The organism is Gordonia sp. NPDC058843 (assembly GCF_042743165.1).
In the GTDB taxonomy this organism is placed as follows: Bacteria; Actinomycetota; Actinomycetes; order Mycobacteriales; family Mycobacteriaceae; genus Gordonia.
In genome coordinates this window covers 17,739-44,492 of record NZ_JBHYNC010000034.1, presented here as the reverse complement: position 1 = coordinate 44,492, position 26,754 = coordinate 17,739, and the positions used below count along the sequence as shown (strand labels likewise).

Annotated in this window: 23 protein-coding genes; 5 read left to right on the top strand and 18 right to left on the bottom strand. The window is 67.6% G+C overall.

Features of this window, described 5'->3' with window-relative positions; translation table 11 throughout:
* Positions 1–30 precede the first annotated feature (30 nt).
* The 4 genes from ACFW3F_RS19355 to ACFW3F_RS19340 all read right to left on the bottom strand — a co-directional run bounded on the left by ACFW3F_RS19355 (position 31) and on the right by ACFW3F_RS19340 (position 5,090).
* A complete protein-coding gene (locus ACFW3F_RS19355; RefSeq protein WP_388060233.1) occupies positions 31–1,512 on the bottom strand; it encodes an alpha/beta hydrolase in 1,482 nt (493 codons plus the stop codon).
* 75 nt (positions 1,513–1,587) lie between these two features.
* Positions 1,588–2,388 (bottom strand): alpha/beta fold hydrolase, encoded by an 801-nt coding sequence (locus ACFW3F_RS19350; protein ID WP_388060231.1) that lies wholly within the window; start codon positions 2,386–2,388, stop codon positions 1,588–1,590.
* 44 nt (positions 2,389–2,432) lie between these two features.
* Positions 2,433–3,410, bottom strand: coding sequence for an alpha/beta hydrolase (locus tag ACFW3F_RS19345; protein WP_388060229.1), 978 nt, complete (start codon positions 3,408–3,410; stop codon positions 2,433–2,435).
* 255 nt (positions 3,411–3,665) lie between these two features.
* The gene (locus tag ACFW3F_RS19340) at positions 3,666–5,090 is read right to left on the bottom strand and encodes an aldehyde dehydrogenase family protein (protein WP_388060227.1); all 1,425 of its coding nucleotides are present in this window, start codon (positions 5,088–5,090) and stop codon (positions 3,666–3,668) included.
* Between the two features lie 184 nt (positions 5,091–5,274).
* Between ACFW3F_RS19340 and ACFW3F_RS19335 the strand changes: the two genes are divergently transcribed.
* On the top strand, positions 5,275–5,595 hold the full coding sequence (locus ACFW3F_RS19335; RefSeq protein ID WP_388060225.1) for a putative quinol monooxygenase: 321 nt from the start codon (positions 5,275–5,277) through the stop codon (positions 5,593–5,595).
* Positions 5,596–5,601: 6 nt separating this feature from the next.
* Here the strand turns inward: ACFW3F_RS19335 and ACFW3F_RS19330 are convergent, their stop codons facing one another.
* The 3 genes from ACFW3F_RS19330 to ACFW3F_RS19320 form a co-directional block, all read right to left on the bottom strand.
* Positions 5,602–7,962 carry an MMPL family transporter gene (locus ACFW3F_RS19330; protein WP_388060223.1) on the bottom strand — a complete coding sequence of 787 codons (2,361 nt, stop codon included), beginning with the start codon at positions 7,960–7,962 and terminating at the stop codon, positions 5,602–5,604.
* A 1-nt stretch (position 7,963) separates the two neighbouring features.
* Positions 7,964–8,647 carry a TetR/AcrR family transcriptional regulator gene (locus ACFW3F_RS19325; RefSeq protein WP_388060221.1) on the bottom strand — a complete coding sequence of 228 codons (684 nt, stop codon included), beginning with the start codon at positions 8,645–8,647 and terminating at the stop codon, positions 7,964–7,966.
* A gap of 94 nt (positions 8,648–8,741) precedes the next feature.
* Positions 8,742–9,755, bottom strand: coding sequence for a LacI family DNA-binding transcriptional regulator (locus ACFW3F_RS19320; protein ID WP_388060219.1), 1,014 nt, complete (start codon positions 9,753–9,755; stop codon positions 8,742–8,744).
* Positions 9,756–9,874: 119 nt separating this feature from the next.
* Between ACFW3F_RS19320 and ACFW3F_RS19315 the strand changes: the two genes are divergently transcribed.
* On the top strand, positions 9,875–11,332 hold the full coding sequence (locus ACFW3F_RS19315) for an MFS transporter (protein WP_388060217.1): 1,458 nt from the start codon (positions 9,875–9,877) through the stop codon (positions 11,330–11,332).
* Positions 11,333–11,405: 73 nt separating this feature from the next.
* Here ACFW3F_RS19315 and ACFW3F_RS19310 read toward each other — a convergent pair whose 3' ends face one another.
* Positions 11,406–12,371 carry an AraC family transcriptional regulator gene (locus ACFW3F_RS19310; RefSeq protein ID WP_388060215.1) on the bottom strand — a complete coding sequence of 322 codons (966 nt, stop codon included), beginning with the start codon at positions 12,369–12,371 and terminating at the stop codon, positions 11,406–11,408.
* A gap of 81 nt (positions 12,372–12,452) precedes the next feature.
* Between ACFW3F_RS19310 and ACFW3F_RS19305 the strand changes: the two genes are divergently transcribed.
* Positions 12,453–13,289: an NAD(P)H-binding protein gene (locus ACFW3F_RS19305; RefSeq protein ID WP_388060213.1), complete on the top strand. Its 837-nt coding sequence runs from the start codon at positions 12,453–12,455 to the stop codon at positions 13,287–13,289.
* Positions 13,290–13,372: 83 nt separating this feature from the next.
* On the opposite strand, the gene ACFW3F_RS19300 is transcribed toward ACFW3F_RS19305, so the two are convergent.
* The 6 genes from ACFW3F_RS19300 to ACFW3F_RS19275 all read right to left on the bottom strand — a co-directional run bounded on the left by ACFW3F_RS19300 (position 13,373) and on the right by ACFW3F_RS19275 (position 21,323).
* On the bottom strand, positions 13,373–14,611 hold the full coding sequence (locus ACFW3F_RS19300; protein ID WP_388060249.1) for an alpha-hydroxy-acid oxidizing protein: 1,239 nt from the start codon (positions 14,609–14,611) through the stop codon (positions 13,373–13,375).
* Positions 14,612–14,631: 20 nt separating this feature from the next.
* Positions 14,632–16,119, bottom strand: a complete 1,488-nt coding sequence (locus tag ACFW3F_RS19295; RefSeq protein ID WP_388060212.1) for a rhamnulokinase family protein — start codon at positions 16,117–16,119, stop codon at positions 14,632–14,634.
* Positions 16,116–18,152: a bifunctional aldolase/short-chain dehydrogenase gene (locus tag ACFW3F_RS19290; RefSeq protein ID WP_388060210.1), complete on the bottom strand. Its 2,037-nt coding sequence runs from the start codon at positions 18,150–18,152 to the stop codon at positions 16,116–16,118. The genes ACFW3F_RS19295 and ACFW3F_RS19290 overlap by 4 nt, the downstream gene beginning before the upstream one ends.
* A 46-nt stretch (positions 18,153–18,198) precedes the next feature.
* The gene (rhaI, locus tag ACFW3F_RS19285) at positions 18,199–19,359 is read right to left on the bottom strand and encodes an L-rhamnose isomerase (RefSeq protein WP_388060208.1); all 1,161 of its coding nucleotides are present in this window, start codon (positions 19,357–19,359) and stop codon (positions 18,199–18,201) included.
* 112 nt (positions 19,360–19,471) lie between these two features.
* Positions 19,472–20,845 carry an MFS transporter gene (locus ACFW3F_RS19280; protein WP_388060206.1) on the bottom strand — a complete coding sequence of 458 codons (1,374 nt, stop codon included), beginning with the start codon at positions 20,843–20,845 and terminating at the stop codon, positions 19,472–19,474.
* A 130-nt stretch (positions 20,846–20,975) separates the two neighbouring features.
* Positions 20,976–21,323 carry an L-rhamnose mutarotase gene (locus ACFW3F_RS19275; RefSeq protein WP_388060204.1) on the bottom strand — a complete coding sequence of 116 codons (348 nt, stop codon included), beginning with the start codon at positions 21,321–21,323 and terminating at the stop codon, positions 20,976–20,978.
* A gap of 247 nt (positions 21,324–21,570) precedes the next feature.
* Between ACFW3F_RS19275 and ACFW3F_RS19270 the strand changes: the two genes are divergently transcribed.
* Positions 21,571–22,428: an SDR family NAD(P)-dependent oxidoreductase gene (locus tag ACFW3F_RS19270; protein WP_388060202.1), complete on the top strand. Its 858-nt coding sequence runs from the start codon at positions 21,571–21,573 to the stop codon at positions 22,426–22,428.
* On the opposite strand, the gene ACFW3F_RS19265 is transcribed toward ACFW3F_RS19270, so the two are convergent.
* On the bottom strand, positions 22,425–22,643 hold the full coding sequence (locus ACFW3F_RS19265; RefSeq protein WP_388060200.1) for a hypothetical protein: 219 nt from the start codon (positions 22,641–22,643) through the stop codon (positions 22,425–22,427). The genes ACFW3F_RS19270 and ACFW3F_RS19265 overlap by 4 nt on opposite strands.
* Positions 22,644–22,744: 101 nt before the next feature.
* Positions 22,745–24,184 (bottom strand): MFS transporter, encoded by a 1,440-nt coding sequence (locus ACFW3F_RS19260; RefSeq protein WP_388060198.1) that lies wholly within the window; start codon positions 24,182–24,184, stop codon positions 22,745–22,747.
* A gap of 115 nt (positions 24,185–24,299) precedes the next feature.
* Here ACFW3F_RS19260 and ACFW3F_RS19255 point away from each other — a divergent pair, with 115 nt between their 5' ends.
* A complete protein-coding gene (locus tag ACFW3F_RS19255) occupies positions 24,300–24,866 on the top strand; it encodes a TetR/AcrR family transcriptional regulator (protein WP_388060196.1) in 567 nt (188 codons plus the stop codon).
* Positions 24,867–24,919: 53 nt separating this feature from the next.
* Here the strand turns inward: ACFW3F_RS19255 and ACFW3F_RS19250 are convergent, their stop codons facing one another.
* Both ACFW3F_RS19250 and ACFW3F_RS19245 read right to left on the bottom strand, forming a co-directional pair.
* Complete coding sequence (locus tag ACFW3F_RS19250; protein ID WP_388060194.1) at positions 24,920–25,480, bottom strand: hypothetical protein; 561 nt, start codon at positions 25,478–25,480, stop codon at positions 24,920–24,922.
* Positions 25,481–25,485: 5 nt separating this feature from the next.
* Positions 25,486–26,379 carry a DNA/RNA non-specific endonuclease gene (locus ACFW3F_RS19245; protein WP_388060192.1) on the bottom strand — a complete coding sequence of 298 codons (894 nt, stop codon included), beginning with the start codon at positions 26,377–26,379 and terminating at the stop codon, positions 25,486–25,488.
* Between the last annotated feature and the right edge of the window lie 375 nt (positions 26,380–26,754).

The following is a 26,754-nucleotide window of genomic DNA, read 5'->3' as shown; positions in this document are numbered from 1 at the left end:
GGGAACGGAAGTTGTGAGCGCGAGGATTGCTCAGCGCGACGGAACCGGGGTGCTGCTCGAGGGAGTGGACGACGCCGGGCCCTTCGGAGCGAGCCGGGGTCCGGTGGGAGCGCTCGTCCCGGAGCTGGTGGCCGCCTCCGGGACGGACGCGTCCACAGACTCCGACCCCGACACCGCGGACGGTGCGAGTCCGGCCGAGGATGACTCGGACGAGGACGACTCGGCCGACGAGGACTCCGAGGACGAGGACGCCGACTCCGAAGCGGATTCGCTCGCCGAGGAACCGGCCGCGGACAGACCCGAGAGGTCGAGGGCAGGCGACTCCTCGGCTGCCTTCTTGGCCGCGAGGGTCACCTTCGCGGGTCCCTCGGGATCGGGACTACCCGACGCGGAGACGACGGTCGTCTTCGCGGTCACCGGCGGGTTGTTGCGCAGTGTGGTCAGCACGTGGTCCTTGCCGTCGCCGAGTGCGCGTCCCCAGTTCTCCCAGGTGTGGCCGCCGTAGTTCGGCAAGGAGATCACCGATACGCCGGCCTGCTTGGCCTGCAGCTGCATGAGCACGGTCGACACCGCGGACAGGATCTCCAGCGCCATCGCGCTGAGCTGGTCCTGCGGCGACAGCTTGGCCATCTCCGACGGGGTCAGGAATCCGTTGCCCGAGGAGATGATGAGAACCTGGCCGTTGTCGGCCAGCTGCGTGAGATTCTTCGACGGGTCGTTGTCGGTCCAGCGGGTACTTCCCGGCGCACCCCACATGTTCACGACACCGTTGACGTAGTTCGACACCATCGTCTGAGTGGCCATGACGCCGAGGGCGCCGACCGGGTTGTCGGTCTGGTAGTAGCCCGACATCGCCTGGACCACCTTGAACTGCTCCGGGTGACGCTCGGCGAGGGTCACCGCCGGGCCGCCGGACATCGACAGTCCGACGATCGCGTTGTTGTTGCGCGCCACGCCGAACTCGCGCTCGAGATAACCCGGCAGCTCGGAGGTCAGGAACGTCTCCTGCTTGATGACGGTGTTCTTGTCACCGGCGCCGCCGTCCCAGTCGGTGTAGAACGACGACGCGCCGCCCACCGGCATGACCAGAGTGGTGTTGGCCTTGGCGTCGTAGACCTTGGCTGCCTGGACGTCGGTGGTCCACGCTGAGCGGGTCTCGCTGGCCCGCATGCCGTCGAGCAGGTAGACGCCGCTGTCGCTGCCGCTCGAGGCGCGAATCTGGACGATCACCTCGCGTTTCTGCGACTCCGACCACACCTTGCAGTTCTGGACGTAGTTGCCTGAGGAATCCCAGGTACAGCCCTTGCGCAGGACCTCGGGGTGCCCGCGCAGAGCGCTGGCGGTGTTCGACGAGTTGAGCAGGGTGCTCGCTCCGAACAGGCCGAGCGTGAGGATTGCGACCACCGAGATCCCGGTGAGGATGCGGCGGCGAGGTGAGAGTCTGCGCGGCGACTCGGGCGTCTGGCCCGCGGGGGTGGAGGGAACGGGCGGTTCGCTGTGCGAGTGCGACATGGAGCTCCTGACATACGCGGGCACCCGATCACACGGTGCCGATGTCAGGGATGTCGTTCGGAGAGGGGACCGGCGTTACCGCACGAGCGCATTTTTCCGGACGACCTCGGCGGTCTCCTCCGGACGTTCCCACCAGAACATGTGCCCGACGCCGGCCCATCGCGCCAGGGCTGCGTGCGGAATGAGGTCGGCGAGACGCTCGCCCTCGGCGACCGCGATCACCTCGTCGACGTCACCGTGGATGACCGCCGTCGGCACGGTGAGTGAGCCGATGCGGTCGCGGGTGTCATGTCCCGCGCATGCGCCGGCCTGCCACGCGACGACGGCCGACGGCACGCGTCGCTGCGTCGACATCGAGACGAAGAGGTCGAACGCCCCGGGGCGGGCGGTGAAGTCGGGTGACAGATTGACCTCGAAGGCGGTGCGCGCGACGCGTGCGGCGTCGCGGGAGGAGATCGCCTCGACGAGGCGGACCGCGCCGGGTGAGCCGATCGCACCGGGGCCGCCGGCCGTGGTGCATCCGAGGACGAGACTGCGTACGCGGTCCGGGACGCTCAGGGCGAGTTCCTGAGCGATCATGCCGCCCATGGAGGTGCCCAGGACATGGGCGCTGTCCCACCCGAGTCCGTCGAGGATTCCGCGGGCGTCGGCGGCGAGGTCGGCGATGGTGAACGGTCCCTCGGCCCGACTGCTCGTGCCGATGCCCCGATGGTCGTAGGTGGCGACGGAGAAGTGTGGCGTCAGTGCGTCGAGGAGCCCCTCGGTCCACATCCCGCGGTGCGCGGACATCCCGCCGATGAGCAGGAGAGGTTCGCCTTCTCCGAACACCTCGACGTCGAGGACGGGACCGGCGTCGGACGCAACGGGGATCTGCATGCGGAGATCGTAACCAGTCGGATACGGGGACACGGGGATTCGCCTTACAAGGCCGGCGAGATCGCCTTCCACATGTTGGGGAGTTCCTTTTCCCAGTAGTACCAATGGTGGGTTCCGACATCCTGCAAGGCGTCGGTGAAGGGCAGACCCGCGCTGCGCAACTGTCCGGCGAATCGGCGCGAACAGTCGCTGGTCGCGATCTCGAATGCCGACGACGCGGCGAGTACCACCTGGTACAGACCCTCTTCGGGCGTCACGTCGCGCTTGATGTCGGCGGGCCCGAGCCGGCCGGCGCCGGAGTACAGGTACAGGGCCTTGCCGCGGAGATTCTGCAGACGCAGCGCCGGGTCGTGATCACTCCATCCCGGGGAACCGACCGGTCCCCACAGGTTGTCTGCGTTCGCCCCGCCCCGGGCGAGCGTGGCCCGGACATACGCCTCTCCCTGTGGGGAGGACACCGGAGGACATCCACTGATCGAGGCCACCGCGCGGTACAGCTCGGGTGCGCGCGATGCGAGCGTGAACGCGGCCTGTCCGCCCATCGAGACGCCGGCGATCCCGCGGGAACCGTCGGAGTCGAAGCGTGCGTCGATCAGGGGCGGCAGCTCCTTGGTCAGGAACGTCTCCCACATGGGTCGGCCCACCCGCGGGTCCCGCGCCTGCCAGTCGGCGTACTGACTCCCGTATGCACCTGTCGGGAGTACGACGGTCACGTCCTTGTCGGCGAAGAACTCATCGACGTTGCCCGCTCCACGCCAGCCGCTGTCGTTGCCGCGCGAACCCGCGCCGTCCAGGAGGTAGAGCGTCGGCCTGGGTCCGGTCTCGGTCCGTGGCGTGAGGACGAAGAGCTTGATGTTCTTGGTCATCGCTGCCGAGTAGACCCAGACCGCTGCGCGGGTCGGCGTCTCCTGCACGACCGAGACGATGCGCGACTGTGCGGGCGCCGCGGCGGCGGGCGCGGCGGCCAGACACAGAACCACCAGGCACGCGGCACCGGCCGCACGAATGAACCCTCGAAACACTTTCCCCCCGTTTGCGTCACCTGGACGCTCTTCCCCCGAAGAACGCGGAATCGACCCGGCGGGTCGATTCCGCCGGACCGAAGTCGTTCGGCCAGCTTAGGACGATCGCGCGACTCTGTCCGGACTTGCGAGATATCGAACGCCGGCGCACACGGGCCGGCGACAGTCATGCGGTTGAGCCCCCGACGACGACGCCGGGCGCATCCGTCGGGATGCGCCCGGCGTGGTCACCGGGTGTGTGAAGGGTCAGCGCTCTCAGGCGCCGAAGCCGAGCAGCGACTTCACCTCGAGGAACTCGTCGAAGGCGTAGTCGCTCCACTCTCGGCCGTTACCGCTCTTCTTGTATCCGCCGAAAGGTGCGCTCGGGTCGAGTTGGGCGCCGTTGAGCGAGATCGAACCGGCCCGGATCTGCGATCCGATGCGGCGGACCTCGTCGACGTCCTTGCCCGACACATATCCGGCGAGGCCGTACTCGGTGTCGTTGGCGACCTTGACCGCTTCGTCGATCGAGTCGTAGCCGATGACCACGAGGACCGGGCCGAACACCTCGGTGCGGGCGATCTCCATGTCATTGGTGACGTTGGTGAAGACGGTCGGCTTCACGTAGTAGCCGGTCTCGAGGCCCTCGGGACGTCCGGCGCCGCCGACGACGGCGGTGGCACCGTCGGCGATGGCACGTTCGATGAGGCCCTGGATCTTGTCGAACTGTGCCTCGGAGACGACCGGGCCGAGCTTGACGTCGGTGGTGGGATCGCCGACGGTGAGCTCGGCGGCCACGCCCTTGGCGATCTCGGCGACCTCGTCGACGCGACCGGCCGGGACGAGCATCCGGCTCGGCGCGTTGCAGGACTGGCCCGAGTTCATCATCATCGTCGCGATTCCGCCCGCGACGTTCTTCGCGAAGTCGTCGTCGTCGAGGATGATGTTCGGGCTCTTGCCGCCGAGTTCCTGGGCGACGCGCTTGACGGTCGGTGCCGCGCTCTTGGCGACCTCGATACCGGCGCGAGTGGACCCGGTGAACGAGATCATGTCGATGCCGTCGTGGCTGGACAACGCTGCGCCCACGCCGGGTCCGTCACCGTTGACGAGGTTGAACACGCCTGCGGGCACACCTGCGGCGTCGAAGATCTCGGCGACGATCGCCGCGCTGAACGGCGCGACCTCCGACGGCTTGAGGACCATGGTGCAGCCCGTGGCCAGGGCAGGCGCGACCTTGCACATGACCTGGTTGAGCGGCCAGTTCCAGGGGGTGATGAAGCCGCAGACGCCGATCGGCTCCTTGGCGATGCGCGAGCTGCCCCGATCCTCGACGAACGTGAAGTCGGGGAGCTGTGCGGCGGCGGTCATGAGGTGCCCCAGGCCGATGGGGACCTGTGCGGCATTGGTCAGGCCGACGGGCGAACCCATCTCCTCGGTGACCGCGGCGGCGAGATCGCCCATGCGGTTCTGGTACTCGGCGATGATCCGGTTGAGGACCTCGAGGCGCTCGGAGACGGTGGTCTGCCCCCAGGTGACGAATGCGCGGCGAGCCGCGTCGACCGCTGCGTCGACATCGGCGGCACTACCGATGGCGACCTGACCTGCCGACTTCTCGGTGGCCGGGTTGATGACGTCGATGAGGTTGAGCTCTGCGGGCTCTACCCACTGGCCGTCGATGTAGAACTTGGTGATGTCCGGCATGGTGCCTCCGTTGCAGCCTGAAGTGAGGACAATTGTTGTCTGTTTCACACTCTAGGCGCTGCCGCGACCGGGGTCTCGTGAATCCCCGCCATCCGGCCGCGACAGTTTGAGACCGATTCTGGAACAGCCGTCCCAGTCGCATTCTGCGACACTCGGTACTCCGACGGGGGACTAGGGTCGAGCCATGATCCTCATCGTCGTGAAGTTCCCGATCAAGCCCGAATTCGCTGACGAGTGGCCCGAGCTGTCGCGCGAATTCACCGAGGCGACGCGTGCCGAGCCCGGCAACAAATGGTTCGACTGGTCGCGTTCGCTCGAGGACCCGAACACCTATGTCCTGGTGGAGGCCTTCGACGACGACGCTGCCGAGGCGCACGTCACGGCTCCGCACTTCAAGCAGGCCCAGCAGGAACTCCCCAAGTACCTCCAGCGCACACCCGACGTCATCAACACGACGATCGACGGGGACACGTGGTCCGAACTCGGGGAGTTCCGGGTCGACTGACCTTCCTCAGCGGCCGGCGCGGACCTCGGCGTCCGTGTCGGCGCCGTCGGCAGCTGCCGCGGTGGTGGGGTTGCCGAGTCCGAGCTTCTCGCCCTCGATGTCGACGTCGGGCAGGAGCCGGTCGAGCCAGCGCGGCAGCCACCACGCCTTGTCGCCCAGCACGGTCAGCACCGCCGGCATCAGGGTCATGCGGACGACGAAGGCGTCGAAGAACACCGCGGCCGCCAGAGCGAAGCCCATGACCATGATGAAGGCCATGTCCTGCAACATGAACGCGGCGAACACCGAGATCATGATGGCCGCGGCGGCCGCCACCACGCGGGCACTGTGGCGATATCCCTCGACGACCGCGGTCTTGGCGTCGGCGCCGTGCACATACGCCTCCCGCATTCGGGTCACCAGGAACACCTGGTAGTCCATCGCGAGTCCGAACACGATGCCCACCAACATGATCGGCAGGAACGACACCAGCGGTTGCGGGTTGTCGATGATTCCCAGGGCGCCGTCGGTGAACAGGGCGACGGTCACGCCGAAGGTCGCGGCGACGCTCAGCAAGAAGCCGAGGGCGGCGGTGAGCGGCACGAGGATCGAGCGGAACACGATGATCAGCAGGATGAACGCGAGACCCACGACGACGAGCAGGTAGGGGATCAGCGAACTCGACAGACGGTCGGAGATGTCGAGCTCGATCGCGGTCTGGCCGGTCACGCCGTAGGAGATGCCCATCGTGCGTTCCACCTGGGACTCCATCTCGCGCAGAGTCTCCACGAGGGCGGGGGTCGCTTCGTCGGCCGGCGCGGTCGACGGGATGATCGTGATCTTGGCGGTGTCCTGGGCCTCGTTGAGCCCGCCCGCGCCGATCTGGGCGACCTCGACGTTGTCCACGCGACCGAGGTCGTCGACGAGTGTGTCGAAGGCGCGTAGGCGCTCGCCGGTGTTCTCGATGCTGCGACCGTCCGCGACGACAACGAGCGGTCCGTTGAAGCCCGGCCCGTAGCCCTCGGCGACCATGTCGTAGGCCTGACGCTGTGTCTCCGACGGATCGGCGGTGCCGTCGTTGGGCAGCGCGAGCTTGAGTCCGGCCATCGGGATCGCGAGGACGACGAGGATGCCGACGATCGCGACGGTCACGGTGCGCGGGCGCGCCACGATGCGCTGGACCCAGCGCTGGCCGTTGTGCACCCGGTCGGGGTCGTGCGGTCCGACGTCGGGAGCGTTGAGGCGCGGCACGCGTCCGGCGAACGCCTTGCCGCCGAAGAGGCCGAGAATCGCCGGCAGGAGTGTGAGCGCGACCAGCACGGCAGCCACGACCGTGCCTGCCGCGGCGATACCCATCGCGGTGAGGAACGGGATGTTGACGATCGCCAGCGCGGCCAGCGCGATGACGACGGTGCTGCCGGCGAACACGACGGCCGAACCCGCGGTGCCGACCGCTCTTCCCGCCGCGTCGGCCCGGTTCGCGGAGCGATGGATCTCGTGGCGATAGCGGGAGACGATGAACAGCGCGTAGTCGATGCCGACCGCGAGTCCGATCATCGTCGCGAGGATCGGGGTCTCGTTGCTGAGGTCGAAGAAGTGGGTGCCCATCTGGACACCGAGCATCCCGATCGCCACCCCGACGATGGCGGTGATGATTGGCATGCCCCACGCGACGAGGGACGCGAACGTCAGGATGAGGATCAGCGCGCCCACGCCGATGCCGATCAGCTCAGAGGTGATCCCGAGCGCGAATTGCTGTGTGGCCGAACCCTTCATCTCGACGGTGAGGCCTGCGGCGCGCGCGTCGTCGGCGATCGTGCCCATCTGTTCGCGCATGGTCTCGGTGACGTCGGACGAGGCCTCGACGTCGAAGGAGGCGCCGAGTTGGGCGACGGTGCCCGCCGCATTGATCGGTGAGGTGGCCTGCGCGTCGGCGGCCGCCTCCTCGGCGTTCTTGCCGAAGGTCTCCTCCTGGAAGGTGGCGGACAGTTCGCGGAGCTGACCCGGTGACTGCTCGGTGCCGTAAGAGACGAACGGATTGGTGATCGAGTCGGGGCTCTTCACGTCCTCGACCGACTTCAGGCCGGCGACCATCGAGTCGATGGCCTCCTGATACGGGGGCTCGGTCAGCGTCGAACCCTCCGGTGCGCGAACGACATACGTGACACCGATGTCGGAGCCGAAGGTCGCTTCGCCGGGGAATCGCTCGACCATCAGGTCCTGCGCGCGCTCCGACGGGATGCCGGGAATGGAGAACGACTCCGACGTCGGCTTGGCCAGCAGGCTCGCGCCGATGCCCAGCCCGATGAGGACCAGGACCCAGATCGCGATCGTCTTGAGGCGATTCTCGAACGCCCATCGCCCTAGTCGGTACAGGTGTGTTGCCACGTCAAAGCTCCTCAGGGGATGGGTCGGCGAGATCGTTCATGGGTGGGATGTTCATGGGTGGGATGGGTTGCGACATACCGGATGCCAGCTGGTCGAAGGCGGACTCCAGCATCGTGGCCAGTTCCACGGTGGTGCCCGGGGTGTCGTCGTGATGGGTCACCCAGAATTCGAGGGTGACGCGGATGGTGGTGATCGCGTTGTGCAGGACGAGTCGCGGATACAGCGTGTGCGCCGGCTGCCCGCGCTGCGCACACAGTTCGGCGAGCCGTGCCTCGACGGTGTCGCCCAGCTCCATGTCGCGGGACCTGGCCGTCAGTCCCGGATCGGTGTCGAGGAGACGCAGGAGTGCGACGATCTCGCTCGGTTCGCCGACCTCGGGTGAGGTGGCCGCCGAGATGAGGGCCGTTCGGACCGAGCAGAAGAAGCTCTCGTCGGACGGCCGGGCCTCGATTCGTTCCACGATCGTGTCGAACAGCGACGACACGAAGTGCAGCAGCGCGTCTTCCTTGCCACTGAAGTAGTTGTGGAACGTGCGAACGGACACGTTGGCCTCGGCCGCAACGGCGTCGATGGTCACATGGTCGATGCCGGCCCGAGTCGACAGCCGCAGCACGGCGCGAGCGAGCGCCGAGCGGGTCGCTGCCTTTTTCGCCTCGCGGAGTCCGGTGGAGTGCACGACGTCCACGGTACGGAACTTGCAGGAACCTGCAAACTTGCAGAACCCTGCAAATATAGGAGAGTGCTCACAGTGGGCCGGACCTGGTGTCGGCAGTCACACCTCACCCCAGCGTCGACGCCCGAGCGACGAGTTCGGGCTGGAACACCAGGTTCGACGGGACATGGCGTTCGGCAGGGTCGTTTGCCGCACTGATCAGCAGATCGACCGCGGTGACGCCGATACGGGAGGTCGGCTGCCGAATCGACGACAACGCGACGACGGCCGACCTGGCGAAGTCGATGTCGTCGTACCCGATGATCGCGATGTCGTCGGGAACGCGCACACCACCGGCGAGCATCGTGAACGCCTGCAGGACACCGATCGCGAGGAGGTCGTTGGCGCAGAACACCGCCTCCGGTCGTTCGCGGGGATCTCTTGCGAGAAGTGCGGTCCCGGCGTCACGTCCGGCGAGCACGCTGAGATTCGGCGTGTGCAGGACCTCCAGCGTGGCATCGGCGACACCGTCGACCGCGGCCTGCGCACCTCGCCTGCGGTCGGCGACCTGACGCAGTCCCGGTGGTCCGCCGACGAAGACGATCCGGCGACGCCCGGTCTCGCACAGGTGCGACACCGCGAGCCGTCCACCCGCGATGTCGTCGACGGCGACGGAATCGAAGGGAGAGCCGGCGGCGTCGCGGTCGACGAGGATGACCGGGGTGCCGCGGCGGCGCAGCGAGTCGAACCGCCGCAGGTCGTCGCCGATCGGGGAGACGAGCAGACCGAAAACCCGCTGTTCGTCGAAGGTGTCGAGGTAGACCTGTTCCCGCGACTCGTCGTCGTCGGATGTACCCAGCAACACCGTGAGGTCGTGGTCGCCCGCGCGTTGTTCGGCGGCCCGGGCGATGTCGGTGAAGAAGGGGTTGCCCACGTCGAGCACCACCATGCCGACACAGCGCGAACGGCCCGCCCGTAGTTGACGCGCGGCGTCGTTGCGCACGAAACCCAACTGGTCGATCGCCGCCTGGACCCGGGCGACCGTCGAAGGGGACACCTTTCCGGGCGCATTGAGCACGTTGGAGACGGTCCCGACCGACACCGAGGCCGCTGCCGCGACGTCCCGCATGCTCACACCCATGTGTCCATCTCACCAGACGAGGGGACGGTACCTGCGGTACGCGGACTCGGGAGGGTCGCCCATCTCGCGGACTGATTGACTACGAACAGCGCGGTATCTCCTGAATGAAAGGCGGCTCGATGTCGACTCCGGCCAGCCCGTTCTCCGCGGACTACCAGCCAGACCCGCGACGATGGAAGGCGCTCGCGGTGTGCCTGGTCGTCGGCTTCATGACGCTTCTCGATGTCTCGATCGTCAACGTCGCGCTGCCCTCGATCGAATCCGGTCTCGGTGCCGATTCGGCAGACCTCTCGTGGGTGGTCTCCGGCTACGCACTCGCCTTCGGGCTCGTCCTGGTGCCGTCCGGTCGGATCGGTGACGCCCGCGGTCGCAAGGTGACGTTCCTGATCGGACTGACCCTGTTCGTGGTCGCTTCGGCGGCATGTGGCTTCGCTCAGGGGCCGACGCAGCTCGTCGTCTTCCGCCTGATCCAGGGAGTCGCGGGCGGCATTCTCGCGCCGCAGGTCTCGGGGCTGATCCAATTGCTGTTCCGCGGCGCGGAGCGCGGCCGGGCGTTCGGCATGTTCGCCGCGACGATCGGCATCTCGACCGCGGTCGGGCCGCTGCTGGGTGGCGTACTCATCCAGCTGGGTGGGTCCGCGGAAGGCTGGCGCTGGATCTTCTTCGTCAACGTGCCGATCGGCATCGCGGCCTTCGTCGCCGCCATCCGGCTCATCCCGGCCCGGCCGCCCGAGACCAAACAGCCTCTGCGGGGGAGCTTCGACCCGGTGGGCGTGGTGCTGCTGGGTACCGGCGTGTTCGCGCTGATGCTGCCGATGGTCCAGGAACAGGAGTGGCCGGGCGGGCAGAAGTGGCTGCTGCTGATCGTCGCCGCGGTGTTGTTGGGGGCGTTTGTGCTGTGGGAGCGGCGCCAGGGGCGCGTCGGACATCAGCAACTCGTCGACCTCTCGCTCTTCTCGATGCGGTCGTACTCGCTCGGGTGCGTCATCGCCATGGTCTACTTCGCCGGTTTCACCACGGTCTTCTTCATCTACACGCTGTTCGTCCAGCAGGGCCTGGGCTACTCGGCTCTGCAGGCCGGACTGGCCGTGACGCCCTTCGCACTCGGGTCGGCCGTGTCGGCGAGCATCGGCGGCAACATCGTCAACCGCGTCGGGCGCTCGCTTGTCCTGCTGGGACTGGGACTGGTCGTCGTGGGGATGGTCGCGACGATCATCGCCGTCCAGTTCGTCCCCGGCCACAACGCCGGCTACGCGGCCGCCCTCCCGCTGCTGGTCGCCGGTATCGGCTCGGGCCTGGTGATCTCGCCCAACCTGACACTGAGTCTCGACCAGGTCCCGGTCACCCAGGCCGGCATCGCGGGTGGAGTCCTGCAGACCGGGCAGCGGATCGGGGCCGCCGCCGGGATCGCGCTCGTCGGTGCGGTGTTCTTCGCCCAGGTGGCCAACAGCGGTGGGGACTGGGCGCGGGCCTTCCAGATCGGACTGGGGACCGCGACCCTGCTCGTGCTCGTCGCGCTGGTGGTCGGTCTGGTCGATCACTTCGCGCATCGCCGGGAACGCGCGGAGGTCGCGTAGACACCGGATCCGGCGCCTGCGCGACCTCGTAGCCTCCAGTTCGTGAGGAACGCGCCAGCGCACCGGGTTCCGATCATCGGGACGCCCGCGACTGCTCCGCCCGAGCGACCTCCTCGCGCCGCGACGCTCGGTGGGTACTCGGGTTGCTGCCCTTGATGCGTTTGAACGCGGAGCTGAACGTGAACGGGTCGGTGTAGCCGACCTCGCGTGCGACGTCGGCGATGGTGAGGTCCGGCCGCTCGAGGAGCCGGTCGGCCGCGACGGTCATCCGCCATCGGGTGAGATAGGTCAGCGGAGGCTCCCCGACGAGGTCGGCGAATCGTTTCGCGAACGCCGCCCGCGACACCCCCGACCGCCCGGCCAGTGCCGCGACCGTCCACGGCTTGTCGATCTCGGCGTGCATGATACCGAGCACCGGCCCGACGACATCGTCGTGCATCGCCGAATACCATTGCGGCGCTTCGTGCTGATGGCCATCGAACCAGGTTCGCAGTGAGCAGACGAGCAACCAGTCGAGAAGCCGGTCGAGCACGACCTGCTGGCCGGGACGGTCGGCCTGTAACTCGGTTGCCAGATACCGGGTGACCGCATCCGCCTCGTCATCGGCAGGGATCAGGATCACCGGCGGGATGACCTCGAGCAGGCGGTCGCCGATCTCACCGTGCACCGGGTAGGCGCCGACCACGATGGACGTCGACGCGGACGCATCACCGTGGTCGGTCCACCCCTGTCGATGTCGGGCGCCACCAAGCTCCGGCGTCGAGCAGTGCACGCCACACGCCTCCGGCGCAGCGTCGGTGTCGACCTCGTCTCGGAACGAGAAGGTCTCCGGACCACGCACGACGACGGTGTCACCGGAGGTCACGCGAACGGGCTCCACGCCGTCGCGCACGACCCACCCGACGCCGTCGACGACGGCACACAGGGTCAGCGGCGCGCCGTCGACGAAGTCGAGCGACCACGGGGTGGACAGGCGGGCGTATCCGAACACCGAGCCGTGAGAACGAACGCCCCGAAGGAGGTCGCCGAATGCATCCATGGCCCCAACATAGACGAATCAACAGGGAAAGTGGCGTCTGAACCATGGAATCATCCACCTGGCAGGCGTCAGATGGAGGTCATGAGTGATAACACAGTTCTCGTTCTCGGAGCCACCGGCAAGACCGGACGTCGCGTGGCCACTCGCTTGCGGATGTCCGGTGTCGGGGTTCGTGCGGCGTCACGGTCGAGTGACACCCGCTTCGACTGGTCCGACCCCGACACCTGGGATGCCGCGCTCACCGGGGTGGCCGCGGTCTACATCGTGCCGCCCGACATCATCGGACCCGTCGACGATTTCATCACCAACGCGGAGCGGGCCGGCGTCCGACGCGTGGTGCTCTTGTCGGGCCGAGGCGCGGACACGTGGGGCGACTCCGCGTTCGGACAGGACATGATCGCTGCGGAGAAGGCGGTGCGTTCCTCGGAACTCGAGTGGACCATCGTGCGCGCCAACAACTTCGCGCAGAACTTCACCGAGGACCCGCTCTTCGTCGAGGCGCTCGCCGGTGGTGAGGTGGCAACCCCGGCCGGCGTCGTGCCCGAACCCTTCGTCGACATCGAGGACGTCGCGAGCGTGATCGTGAAAGCGTTGACCACCGAAGGACATTCGGGAAGGACATACGAACTCACCGGTCCGCGGTCGATCACGTTCGCCGAGGCGGTCGGCCTCATCGCGGGGGCAAGCGACCGGACGATCGATTACCGGCAGATCAGCGTGTCGGAGTACGCCGACGCCGTCGAGACAACCGGGTGGCCACGCGCGGCGGCCGAAGGCGTCGCCGCGATGTACGAACTGATGTCCCGTGGCCTGATCTCGACGACCACCGACGATGTGGCGCAGGTGCTGGGCCGACCGGCCACACCGTTCGAGGACTACGTCGCGCGCACGGCGTCGGCCGGCGGCTGGCGGGTATGAGACCCAGCGCTGAGTTCGGGCTGGCACTGGTCCCGTCGGGCCGCATGGTCCGGGGGCGAAAAACGCAGCAGTGTGCGCCAGGGTCAGCGCGGCCGCGCCCGGGGCACCAGCCGCTCGAGCTGGGTCACGTGCGCCGGTGTCAGTTCGTCCAGCGAGGCGACGCCGAGCAGTCGCATCGTGCGGGCGATCTGCTCACCGAGGATCTCGATCATCCGGTCGACCCCGGCCTCGCCGCCGGCCATGAGGCCGTACAGGTAAGCGCGGCCGACCAGGGTGAACCGGGCGCCGAGCGCGACCGACGCGACGATGTCGGCGCCGCTCATGATGCCGGTGTCGAGCATGACCTCGGTGTCCGCGCCGACCTCGCGGGCCACCTCGGGCAGGAGGTGGAACGGGATCGGTGCGCGATCGAGCTGGCGCCCACCATGGTTCGACAGCACGATGCCGTCGGCCCCGAGTGCCGTGACCGCCCGGGCGTCGTCGACGGTCTGGACGCCTTTCACGACGAGCTTGCCCGGCCACTGTGACTTGATCCATGCCAGGTCGTCGAAGGTGACGGTGGGGTCGAACATCGTGTCCAGCAGTTCGGCCACCGTTCCCGACCACCGGTCGAGTGAGGCGAACGCGAGCGGCTCGGTGGTCAGGAAGTCGATCCACCACTGCGGCCGGGGAATCGCGTTGAGCACGGTCTTGGTGGTCAGCGCCGGCGGGATCGACATGCCGTTGCGCTTGTCGCGCAGGCGGGCTCCGGCCACCGGGACGTCGACGGTCACCAGGAGGGTGTCGTACCCGGCCTCCGCGGCGCGGTCGACCAGCGCCATCGAGCGTTCGCGGTCCTTCCACATGTAGAGCTGGAACCAGTTGCGCCCGTGCGGGTTCGCGTCACGGACATCCTCGATCGACGCCGTGCCCATCGTCGACAGCGAGAAGGGGATGCCCGCGCGTCCCGCGGCGCGCGCGCCGGCGTACTCGCCCTCGGTCTGCATCATCCGGGTGAACCCGGTCGGTGCGATGCCGAACGGCAGCTCCGAACGCCCGCCGAGGACCGTGCACGAGGTGTCCACCTTGGAGACGTCGCGCAGGATGGCCGGATGGAACTCGATGTCGGAGAACGCCTGACGGGCACGCTCGATGGACAGCTCCGCCTCGGCAGAACCGTCGGTGTAGTCGAAGGCGGCCTTCGGGGTGCGTCGCTTGGCGATCGTCCGCAGGTCCTCGATCGTGAGGGCGGCGTCGAGGCGCCGCTTCTTCGCATCGAACTGCGGCTTCTTGAACTGCATCAGCGGCGCGAGGTCACGCGGCTTGGGAACTCGACGCTTCATGGGGGATGTGCGTTGCATCGTCATGCCTTTCCTGCCCCGACCGCGGTGCGGGATAGTGTGCCGCGGGAGTGCCGGGGTGCGTAGTGTTGCGGCGGGAACCTGTCGGCGACGATAGACCTCATCGCCTCCAGATCGCCATCGATCAGGCCGTGCGCGCGTGCGGTGATCAGCACGTTGCCCAGCGCGGTTGCCTCCACCGGTCCGGCCTGCACCGGTAGGCCGAGACGATCGGCGGTGAGCTGGCACAGCAGCCGGTTCTGCGAGCCGCCGCCGACGAGATGCACGGTTTCCACCCTCGTCCCGGACAGGGCGGCCGCCTGCGCGACGCCGGCGGCAAAGGCCGACGCCAGGCTGTCGACGATCGCGCGCACCATCTCGGGCCGGGTCATCGGGGCGCGCATGCCGCGCTCGTCGTACCAGGCGCGGATGCGTCCGGGCATGTCGCCGGGTGGCAGGAACCGCGCGTCGTCGGTGTCGAAGATCTCGACGGTCGGCGGCGCCTCGGCCGCCTGCGCCAGCAATTCGCCGAGGTCCGCGCGATAGCCCTCGCGCTGGTACTGGCGCACCGTCTCGCTGAGAAGCCAGAGACCCATCACGTTGTGGAGGTAGCGGATCCGGCCGTCGGCGCCGACCTCGTTGGTGAAGTTGGCTTTCCACCCGTCGCGGGACACCACCGGCTCGTCGAGCTCGACACCGACCAGACCCCAGGTGCCGCAGGAGATGTAGGCCGAGGTGGTCGGGTCCATCGGGATGGCGGCCACCGCCGACGCGGTGTCGTGGGAGGCGACGGCGGTGACGCGGGTCGACGCCGACAATCCGAGCCGCTCGGCGACGTCGACGAGGAGCGGTCCCTGATCGGTGCCGGTCTCCACGATCTCCGGGAACAACCCGACGGGCAGCCCGAGCCGCTCCATCATGGCGGTGTCCCAGCGCCCGTTGATGCCGAGCAGGCCGGTCGTCGAGGCGTTGGTCCGCTCGGTGCCGCGCTGACCCGTCAGCCAATAGGTGATCAGGTCGGGGATCAGCAGCGCGGTGTCGGCCTGATCGAGCAGTCCGTCGGTCTTCTCGGCGGCCAGCTGGTACACGGTGGTGAACGGCAAGTGCTGTAAACCGTTGCGTACATACAGATCTGCTGGACCCAGCTCGGCGTGTACGGCCTCGACGCCGGTTGCGCTGCGGACGTCCCGGTAGTGGTGTGGCAACCCCAGCATCCGACCCTCGCGAAGGAGCGCGTAGTCGACCGCCCACGAATCCACCCCGATCCCGACCAGATCGTCGGACTGCCTGCCCGCCTCGGCCAGGCCGGCAGAGGCAGCCCGGAACAACCCCGGGAGGTCCCAGTGCAGAGCGGACCTGCGGCCGTTCCAGATGTGCACCGGATCGTTGGCGAACCGCGCGATCTGTTCGAGTTCGAGACGTCCGCGGGAGACGTCGGCGAGCATGACCCGGCCGCTGGTCGCGCCCAGGTCGATCGCGGCGACCTGGGCCGACCGAGTGGAGCGACTCATCGGAGGAAGGCGGCGGCGACGCCCGCGTCCACCGGCACGTGCAGACCGGTGGTGTGCGAGAAGTCCGAGGTGCACAGTGCGAACGCCGCATTGGCGATGTTCTCCGGCAGGACCTCTCGCTTCAGCAGGGTGCGCTGGGCGTAGAACTTGCCCAGGTCCTTCTCCTCGACGCCGTACACCGCGGCGCGCTTGGCGCCCCAGCCGCCGGCGAAGATGCCCGAACCCCGCACCACGCCATCGGGATTGATGCCGTTGACCTTGACGCCGTGCTCACCGAGCTCGGCGGCCAGCAGGCGGACCTGATGGGCCTGGTCGGCCTTCGTCGCCGAGTAGGCGATGTTGTTGGGCCCGGCGAACACGGAGTTCTTCGACGAGATGTAGAGGATGTCGCCGCCGAGCTTCTGGTCGATGAGGGCGCGGGCGGCGGCCTTGCTCACCAGGAACGAGCCGCGTGCCATCACGTTGTGCTGCAGGTCCCAGTCGGCAGCGGTGGTGTCCAGCAACGACTTCGAGAGTGACAGGCCGGCGTTGTTCACGACGAGGTCGATGCCGCCGAAGGCGAGCACGGTGGCATCGATCGCCGCCTGCACAGCTGCCTCGTCGGTGACGTCGGCGGCCACGCCGATGGCGACGTCACTCGAACCGATCTCCTCCGCGGCGGCACGTGCCTTCTCCGCGTCGAGGTCGGCGATCACGACGCAAGCGCCTTCGGCGGCGAGACGCGCCGCGATGGCCTTGCCGATGCCCGAAGCCGCGCCGGTGACGAGCGCGATGCGGGTGGCGAGCGGCTTCGGTTTCGGCATCCGCGCGAGCTTGGCCTCTTCGAGCAGCCAGTACTCGATGCGGAACTTCTCCGACTCGTCGATCGGCGCGTAGGTCGAGATGGCCTCGGCGCCGCGCATCACGTTGATCGCATTCAGGTAGAACTCGCCTGCGACGCGCGCGGTCTGCTTGTCCTTGCCGAAACTGAACATGCCGACGCCGGGGACAAGCACGATGGCCGGGTCGGCGCCGCGCATGGCGGGGCTGTCCTCGGTGGCGTGGCGCTCGTAGTAGGCGCGGTAATCCTCGCGGTAGGCCTCGTGCAGCGCCGTCAGACGTTCCTTGGACTCCTCGACGGTCGCGGAGGCCGGGAGGTCGAGGACGAGCGGCTTGACCTTGGTACGCAGGAAGTGATCCGGGCAGCTGGTGCCGAGTGCAGCCAGGCGCGGGTGTTCCTGGGCGGCAAGGAAGTCGAGCACCGGGTCGACGTCGGTGAAGTGGCCGACCTGCGGCTTGTCCATCGAGGCCAGACCGCGGATGAACGGGGCGAGAGCCGCGGCCTTGGCGCGACGTTCGGCGGCCGGAAGTGCGTCGTACCCGTCCAGCGGTGCGCCGAACGGCTGCGACCGGCCGTTGGCGGTGATGTACTTCTCGGCGGTGTCGATGATCTCGAGCGAGTTGGCCTCGGCGTCCTCGGACGTGTCACCCCACGCGGTGATGCCGTGTCCGCCGAGGATGCAGCCGATTGCCTGCGGGTTGGATTTCTTGATCGCCGAGATGTCCAGGCCGAGTTGGAAGCCCGGACGCCGCCACGGCACCCACACGACGCGGTCGCCGAAGATCTTGGTGGTCAACGCCTCTCCGTCGACGGAGGTCGCGATGGCGATACCGGAGTCGGGGTGCAGGTGATCGACGTGTGCGGCGTCGACCAGTCCGTGCATCGCGGTGTCGATGGACGGGGCGGCACCGCCCTTGCCGTGCAGGCAGTAGTCGAAGGCGGCGACCATCTCGTCCTCACGGTCGAGGCCGGGATAGACGTCCACCAGGGCGCGCATCCGGTCGAGTCGCAGGACCGCGAGGCCCTGCTCGGTCAGGGTGCCGAGGTCGCCGCCGGATCCCTTCACCCACAACAGTTCGACGTTCTCACCGGTGACCGGATCGGTGTCGGTGCCCTTGGCAGAGGTGTTTCCGCCGGCGTAGTTGGTGTTCTTCGGGTCGGAGCCGAGCCGGTTGGAACGCGCGATGAGCGCTGCGACTGCGGGGTTGGTCATGTCGGGAGATCTCCTCGGATTCAGGGAAGCTGGGGCGGGGGAGCGCTCAGGCGCCCCAGGACGACTGGGTGCCGCCGACGCGCTCGGCGACGATGCGCTCCCGGTAGCCGGACTCGGCGTAGGCGGTCATCGGGTCGGCGGGCAGTCCGCGTCGCGTGCGGCGCTCGGCGAGCATGGGGCGGACGTCGGTGTAGAAGGCATCCATCAGGATGCCGTTGGCGCCCAGCACGTCTCCGGCTTCCTGGGCCGCGGCCAGAGCCTCGGAGTCGACGAGCAGTACGCGTGCGGCCATCTCCTCGACGTTGAGCACCGAACGGATCTGACCCGGGATCTTCTCCTCGACGTTGTGGCACTGGTCGAGCATGAGGGCGACCGGTGAACCGGTGTCGAGACCGCCGCCGCGGATCACCTCGAACAGGATGCGGAAGAGCTGGAACGGGTCCGCCGCCCCGACGATGAGGTCGTCGTCGGCGTAGAAGCGCGAGTTGAAGTCGAAGGAACCGAGCTTCCCGAGGCGTAGGAGCTGCGCGACGATGAACTCGATGTTGGTACCCGGCGCGTGATGGCCGGTGTCGAGGCAGACCATCGCCCGCTCGCCGAGCGCGGTCACGTGGGCGTAGGAGGTGCCCCAGTCGGGAACGTCGGTGACATACGTCGCGGGCTCGAAGAACTTGTATTCCAACACGAGTCGCTGGTCGTCGCCGATGTGCTGGTAGATGGCTGCGAGTGACTCGGCCAGGCGGTCCTGGCGTCCCCGGATGTCACCCTGGCCGGGGTAGTTGGTGCCGTCGGCGAGCCAGATCTTGAGGTCGCGCGAGCCGGTCGCGTTCATCACCTCGATGCACGCGAGGTGATGGTCGATGGCCATCTGCCGCACCGTCTTGTCGGTGTGGGTCAGGCTGCCGAACTTGTAGGCGTCGTCCTGGAAGGTGTTCGAGTTGACCGTGCCGAGGCCGACGCCGAGGTCTTTCGCGTAGGCGGCGAGATCGGTGTAGTCATCGACGGTGTCCCAGGGGATGTGCAGGGCGACAGTGGGTGCGAGGCCGGTCAGTTCGTTGACCTTTGCCGCGTCGGCGATCTTCTCGTGGATGGTGCGGGGGGTGCCCGGGGTGCCGAACACCTTGAACCGGGTGCCGGAGTTGCCGAACGCCCAGGAGGGGAGCTCGATCTCGAGGTTGTCGAGGATCGTCTCGTCAAAGGTGACCATGAGGTTTCTTTCGGTTGGGATTCCCCGCCGCCGGCGTCGGGGAACAGCCGGCGGCGGGGAGGTCGGTCGGTTGATACGTTTCAACCAAGCTCGAGCGCTCGGTCGGAGCGTGTCAGGCCGGAGCTTTGGTGATCGTCTCGGCCACTGTGGTGTCGCCGGTGGCCGGACGACTCGTGGGCGCCGGGGTCTCGATGATTTCGGGTGACATCGGTGCGCCGTAGCGCTCGACCTCGATCTGCTGCAGCGTCTTGCCCTGCGTGTTCGGAGCCGCGATGGCACCGATGATCAAGGCGACGGTGAGCAGCGCGACCAGCAGGATGCCGACCGTGGTGAGTCCGGTCGCCGCCAGCATGGTGGGGAAGAAGTAGCTCAGCAGGCCGGTCGCGGTGCGGACGGCGAAGAACATGACGCCCTGCGCGCTGGCCCGGTACGGAGTGGCGAACATCTCGCTGGCCCAGAGGCTGTAGAACGCCTGTGCGCCGATACCCGCGGAGATGCCCCAGAGGATCGCGAAGGCGAGCATGGTGGTGAGGCCGCCGTCGGTGAAGGCGACCAGCACGATCCAACCGACGATGCCGAGCGCCGCGCCGAAGACGTAGAGCGCACGCTGGGAGACGCGGTCGGCGTACCGCATGAATCCGAAGTAGGTCGCGAGCACGGTGCAGCCCCACACCAGCACCTGCAGCAGGTTCTGCTGCACGGCGCTTTCGAGTCCGGCGGTTTCGTAGACGCGCGGCATGAAGATGCCGGCCTGTCCGGCGACGGTGTTCCAGAAGAGATAGATGCCACCGAGCAGGAGGAGCGCGGTGATGTTGACCTTGCGCGAGAACAGGCCCTTCAGACCGCGGGCGCCGACCGATGCGGTGAGCTGACGACTCTCGTTGACTGCCTCATCGGTCCAGATCTTGGACTCTGCAAGACCTTGCCGGATCCACCAGACGACTGCGGCAACGACGAAGAGGTGCAGGAAGATGATCCTCGAACCCAACAGGCCCATCGGGGCGAGTGCGGCCGCGAGTGCGAATCCGATCAGCGGCCCCACCGACCAGGCGAGCTGTGCGGTGCCCACATGCTTGGCGCGTTCGACCGACGGCGCCTCTTCGGCGATGTAGGTCCACGACGCGGGCACTCCGGCGCCGACCGCGAGACCGGTGATGATGAAGGCGGCGAGCAGCATGGTGAAGTTCAGTGCGAAGGCCGCGAGCAACACGCCGACCATGTAAACCAGCAGGTCGTAGGTGTAGATCGCCTTGCGGCCGTAGCGGTCACACAGTGGTCCACCGATCGCGGCGCCGACGGCTGCGCCGAAGGCGTTGGCGCTCAGAGCCGCCAGGAGGCCGACGGCGAAGTTGCTGATGCCGAACTCGTCCTGCCAGAAGGTGAGACTGGTGGCGATCGCGATGATCGAGCCGGCCTCGATGTAGTTCGACATGGCGACCGAGATGGTCGCCCGCCAGCCGGTGGTGGAGCGCGCTCCTACTTTCATGGTGATTCCTTGCGTCGGAGATCAGTACAGAGGGTCGGGATCGGAGAGGTCAAACCGGAGTTCGTGGATGTCGGTGCGCCCGTCAGTACGTGTCGTGTGCCTGGGTCGTGTCGGTGTGGTGCCGGAGGGGTCAGTCGAGGTGGAAGTACTCGGTGAGCTCGGTGCGGATCGTGTCCGGGTTCGCGCCGTCCGCGTCGGGTCCGGCCGGCGGGCGGAAGTACTCGGACATGTGCGCCTGCCAGCGGGTGTTGACGTCGGTTGCCTCCATCGCGGCGCTGGTCGCGGCGAAGTCCTCGGCCTCGAGGTAGCCGACGACCATGCCGTCGTCCTTCCGGAGGAAGAGGGAGTAGTTGCGCCAGCCCGTCTCGCGCAGCGCGTCGAGCATCTCCGGCCAGACCTCCGTGTGGGCCTCGAGGTAGTCCTCGACGCGCTCGGGCCGGAGGTGGAGCACGAAGCAGACGCGCTGGGGGTCGGACATTGCTGCTCCTGACGAGACGTCGTGAAGGGAAACGCAGATCGTCGGACATGGGGTGGACCGGCGAATTAAAACGTTTCAATTTGTGATTGCAGCAACATTAAGAGCGAGCTGTGAGGATGTCAAGACCCGGTCCCGGCAAAGCGGTCCCGGTCGAGTCGGGATCGGTCATGATCGTCTGAGCCCGCGTGCGGCGGCAGTTGTCGCCGCGGCGTGAGCGGGACCCGGACAGCCGACGACAGGGGTGGACGTGCTCGGACGCCGAAAGACGCGGGGTCGACCCGACCTCGTGGGCAAGGTCGCGATCGTGACCGGAGGCGGTTCCGGTATCGGGGCCGCGCTCACCCGAGCGCTGGTCGCCGAAGGGGCCCACGTCACCTGCGCCGACATCGACCTCTCCGCGGCGCAGCAGGTGGCGTCGTTGCTGCACGGCGGGCCGGGCACGGTGCGGGCGGTGCGTCTCGACGTGACGGACGGAGCTGCGGTCCAGCGGGTGGTCGACGATATCGTCACGGAGTCGGGATGCCTGGACCTGCTGTTCAACAACGCCGGGATCACATGGGGTGGTCCTACGGAGATGCTGTCGCCGGATCAGTGGAACGCCATCATCGACGTCAACATCCGGGGCGTCGTGCACGGGGTCGCGGCCGCGTATCCCGTGATGATCGAGCAACGTTCCGGGCACATCGTCAACACGGCGTCGATGGCCGGGCTCGTCGCCGCCGGTCTGATCACCAGTTATGTGATGACCAAACACGCCGTCGTCGGACTGTCGCTCGCGCTACGCACCGAGGCTGCGGGCCGGGGGGTCAACGTGATGGCGGTCTGTCCGTCCGCTGTGGAGACGCCGATCCTCGACAAAGGGTCTGTCGGCGGATTCGTCGGTCGCTCTTACTACCTCGCGAGTCAGGGCTCGTCGACGGCGTATGACGCCGATCGTCTCGCGCAGGACACGCTCGCCGCCATCGGGCGGAACCAGCCACTACTCGTCGTGCCTCGGCGCTCTCGGATCACCTGGCGGGTTCAGCGTTTGGCTCCTGCCCTCACGAATCGTCTTGCCGCGCAGTTCATCGACCGCCAGCGCGGTCAACTCCGGCCGGAGGGTTAACCGCCGACGACGCTGGACAGGATGGCCACGATGACGCCCGCCACCGTCAGCACGCCGACCACCCACGCCATCGCGACGGCAACGCGGCGACGTCCGAACCGAGCGGCGTTGATCGCGACGCCGAGGCAGACCAGGATCGCGATCGAGTACACGGAGATGCCGAGGGTCAGAAGGGCGACCGAGGAGTCGGCGAGCAGGACAACCCGAGTGGACATGACACCGAGTACATCACCAGTGGGATTCGGGGGTGCACGCGGATCGCGTCGAACGTGATGTCACGCGGTGGACATCGTGACCGACGATCCGGCGTTGTGCATCATGCCTGGCCGGCGCGCGTCGGTCGATAGGCGACGACGAGCACGAGGAGTGCGACAACGGCGAACGAGGAACCGACGAGAATCGTTGTGCCGGTGGCTGTACCGGACGGATCGCTGCGTTGTAGCGGGCCGAACACGGTCATCAAGGTGGCAAGTCCGAGCGCCCCGCCGACCTGGAGTAGCGCCTGCATGAGGCCCGAGGCGGCGCCGGCGTCGGCCGCGGGGGAGTTGTCGACGATCAGGACGTTGGCGGGGACCACGGACAGGCCGATTCCCGCGCCCATGATCATCGACGGCGCCAGAATCGCACTGACGAAGGTGGATTCCGGACCGACGAACGACAGCCACAGCAGACCGACGATCGCCAGGGACAATCCCGCCATCAACACCGGTGCCGCACCGAGGCGGGCGACGAGGCGGGCGGTGATCCCGGTGACCGTCAGTCCGATGTTGAGGACCATGAACGGTAGGAATGCGAACCCGGACGCGACGACGCTGTAGCCCATCACGTCCTGGAGGTGCAGGGTCATGAAGGTGAACATGCCCATCATCGCCCCGGGCAACAGCAACATCACCACGAAGGGCGCGGCCTTGCGCGCGGAGTTCACCAACCGCGGTGGTAGGAGGGGGTGGCTCGTGCGACGCTGCCGGACAGCGAAAGCCACGAGAGTCGATGCGCCGACGGCGAGAGATGCGATGGTCACCGGGTCGGCCCAGGAGACCTCGGAGGCGCGGATGAAGCCGAAGACCACGGCGGCGACGCCCGCCGCGGACAGAAGGGTATCGGTGAGGCCGAGGTGACCGGGTTGCCGAGGCGTCTCGTCGACGGTGAACGGTGCGGCGAGGAGGATTGCTACCCCGATCGGCACGTTGACCAGCATCACCCAGTGCCACGACAGTTGTTCGGTGAGTACGCCGCCGAGGAGCAGGCCGAGTGCTCCGCCCGACGCGGCGCCCAGCGAGAACCAGCTGATCGCTTTCGCGCGATCGGGTCCGGGAGGGAAGTTCGCGACGATCAGTCCCAGAGCGGTGGGTGCGGCCAGCGCGGCGCCCACACCCTGCAGGACGCGAGCGGCGAGAAGCATCCACGCGCTGGTCGCCAGTCCGCCGAGGAGCGACGCCGCGGTGAACAGTGCGATGCCGTAGAGCAGAGCGCGACGGCGTCCGATCAGGTCGCCGAGACGTCCGCCGAGCAACAGTAATCCGCCGACCGCCAGCACGTAGGCGTTCATCACCCACGACTGGGACACCTCGCTGAAGCCCAGGTCGTCGCGGATGCGGGGAAGGGCGACGGTGACGATCGTGCCGTCGAGGATCACCATCAGCTGGCTCGCCACCACGACGATGAGTCCGATCCAGGTGCGACGGTCGATGGTCGATTCGCCGGCGTCGGACGTCGATGTCGATGTCGGGGCTGCACGATCGGAGATCTGGGACATCGGGGCCTCCCGGGCGGGGTAAGGTCGAAGAGGAGAGTCCCTCCAATTGGAGGCTGTCTCCGCTTATTCAAACGGAGATGTTCTCCGTTTACAAGCTTTTTCTTCGGGAGGTGTCATGACCAGCGCATCTGCGCCGGCCAAACCGATGCGAGCCGACGCTCGACGCAACTACGAGAAGGTCGTCGCCACCGCGGCGGAAGCCTTTCGTGAGTCGGGGATCGACACGTCGCTCGATGACATCGCCAAACGGGCCGGTGTCGGGGCCGGAACCTTGTACCGCCACTTCCCGTCTCGCGAGGCGCTCGTCGCGGCCGCGATGCGACAGGACAACGCTGCCCTCGTGGAATCGGCGCAGACCGGAGACAGGGAAGAGCCGGGGGAGCGGCTCGTCGACTGGGTACGTGCTCTCGCCCGCCACATCGGGGCGTATCAGGGCCTGCCCGAGATCATCATCGCGGCGGCGGGCGATCCGGAGAGTCCGCTCTACACCAGCTGCGCCGACATCCGCGTGGCCGGCGCCGACATCCTCGGCGCCGCCCAGCGGTCCGGCGGGATCCGGACCGACCTCACCGTGGACGAACTGTTCACCCTGGCCAACATGATCGCGCTCGGGCGGAATTGCGTTGAATCGCAGCGACTCCTGGAACTCGTGATCGAGGGTATCCGCGGGCCCGGTGCGTGAACCGCGCCCGCGGGTCCGTCCGTCCATGCTCGGCAGGACGGACCCGCGGCCGACTAGGAGCCGACGGTCACCTGCTCGAAGGTCAGCCGTTCCGGTGCTTCACGCCCGGCGAAGACCTGCCGATTGGGAAATCCGCCCGTCCAGAGGTCGTAGAGATACGACACCAGACCACCGGAGTGGTAGTCGCACACCATCACCCCGTCGGTGACCAGCACCGGCCACTCGTCGGGGTCCTCGCCCGTCAGATGCCAGAAGCCCTTGTCGCCATCGGTCGACCGGCCCCATCCGAAGAACGAACCGCCGGTGAGATCGACGGCCGTGTCGGTGCCGTCGTCGCGCGCCCACGTCACGATGCCGGGCTCCTCGAGGAGCGGGTCGAGATTTGCCACGGCTTGGCGCCCTGCTTCCTCGATCGTCGAGTCGGGCCAGGGGAGTCCGGTCCAGACGAGGAAGTCGTCGCAGAAGACTCCGGGCCCGTACGTGTCGGCCAGTTGCTTGTAGTCGGTCGGCAGCCGAAATCCGAGGCGCTGCTCGACCTGCGCCCAGTCGACGGTCGCAGGACGTGCGGCGGGTGGCGGGATCAGCGTCACCAGGTCGTCGATTGTCTTCTTCATGACGCTCACCTCACGTTGGGGATGACTTCGAATTCGATGACACCGCCGCGGACCCCGAATGCTCCGACAGCGATCTCGGTCGGCGGCCGGTGGAATCCGTTCCCGTATATCGGGGTGACACTGTAGTGCACGGCCTCGCCTCTCGAGACGGCACGAGCGACCTTGTTCTCGAAGTGCTGCATACGATCGTTCGCCCTCGTCGTCATGGCGACGATGTTCCGGGCATCGCGTCCGAGTCCGCCGAGTCGGTTGGCGAGCAGGTGACCTCGTTCCAAGCCGGGGCGGTAGCCCGGCGGAGTGACCGATCCTCTACTCGCCGAGCCGGTCTTGAGCATGTTCGGCGTGACGAAGGCCGTCATGCCGGTGGCGGCACGGCCCTGCGTCCGTGACAGCGTGATCACCCCGCCGTCGCCGAATCGCGTTGTCCGGGCCAGCGTGCTCCGGTCGGTGCGGTCACTGATGATCTTGCCGTTGGGCTTGTAGCGCTCGGGCGCCGGGTATCCCGGCGTCGGATTGGTCACCGAGGGTGCCGGCGTGCCGGGCCGCTGCGGCGGCGGGGGTGTGCTCGGCCGGTGGGGGCCGCCCGAGCCCGGGCCCATTCCCTGGAGGTGAATGCGGCATCCGTTGGCCCAGGCGACCAGCGCCGCACGTTCGGTGTTCAGTCGATTGGCCTCGGCCTGGTAGGCGGTGGCCTGTAGTTGCTGCTCCGGTATGCGGAACTGCCTCGGCTTCGCGTTGTGCGCTGCGATTCGCGCGTTCAGCGACCGGGCCTCGGCATTTCCCTGAGCGATGTCGCGGTCACTGCATCCGGTCGGTACGGCATTCGCCGCGTGGACCGGCGTGACAAGTGCGACGACGAGAAAGAGGGCGATCATCGCCCCACGCATCAATATCTTCATCTGTTCCCCCGACGGGTCGTCTGATTGGTCTCGATGGGCCGCGACGGACTCGGAAGGTGCCGAGTGTCGTTCGGTACCACCGGCAGTCATGTAACCGTGGGGATCGGAGCGGTGTCCACGCACGTATTCGGCTGAACGGCCATACGTTTGATCGACGCAGCTTGTGTCGAAGAGTCCGCGCGGGCGCCGGATGCGGCGACGGTATAACGGCGCAAACGCCTGGTCAGAAGTGCCCCCAGTCGGACTCGAACCGACACTGTGCCGATTTTAAGTACTGCCAGGCCGCTGGTTGGCGGGCAGTGCCACCTGCACCTACAGCCTTGGCATCTCGTCATCGTTGCAGGTGAGAGGCACAGTTTCGCCACCGGTTGCGCA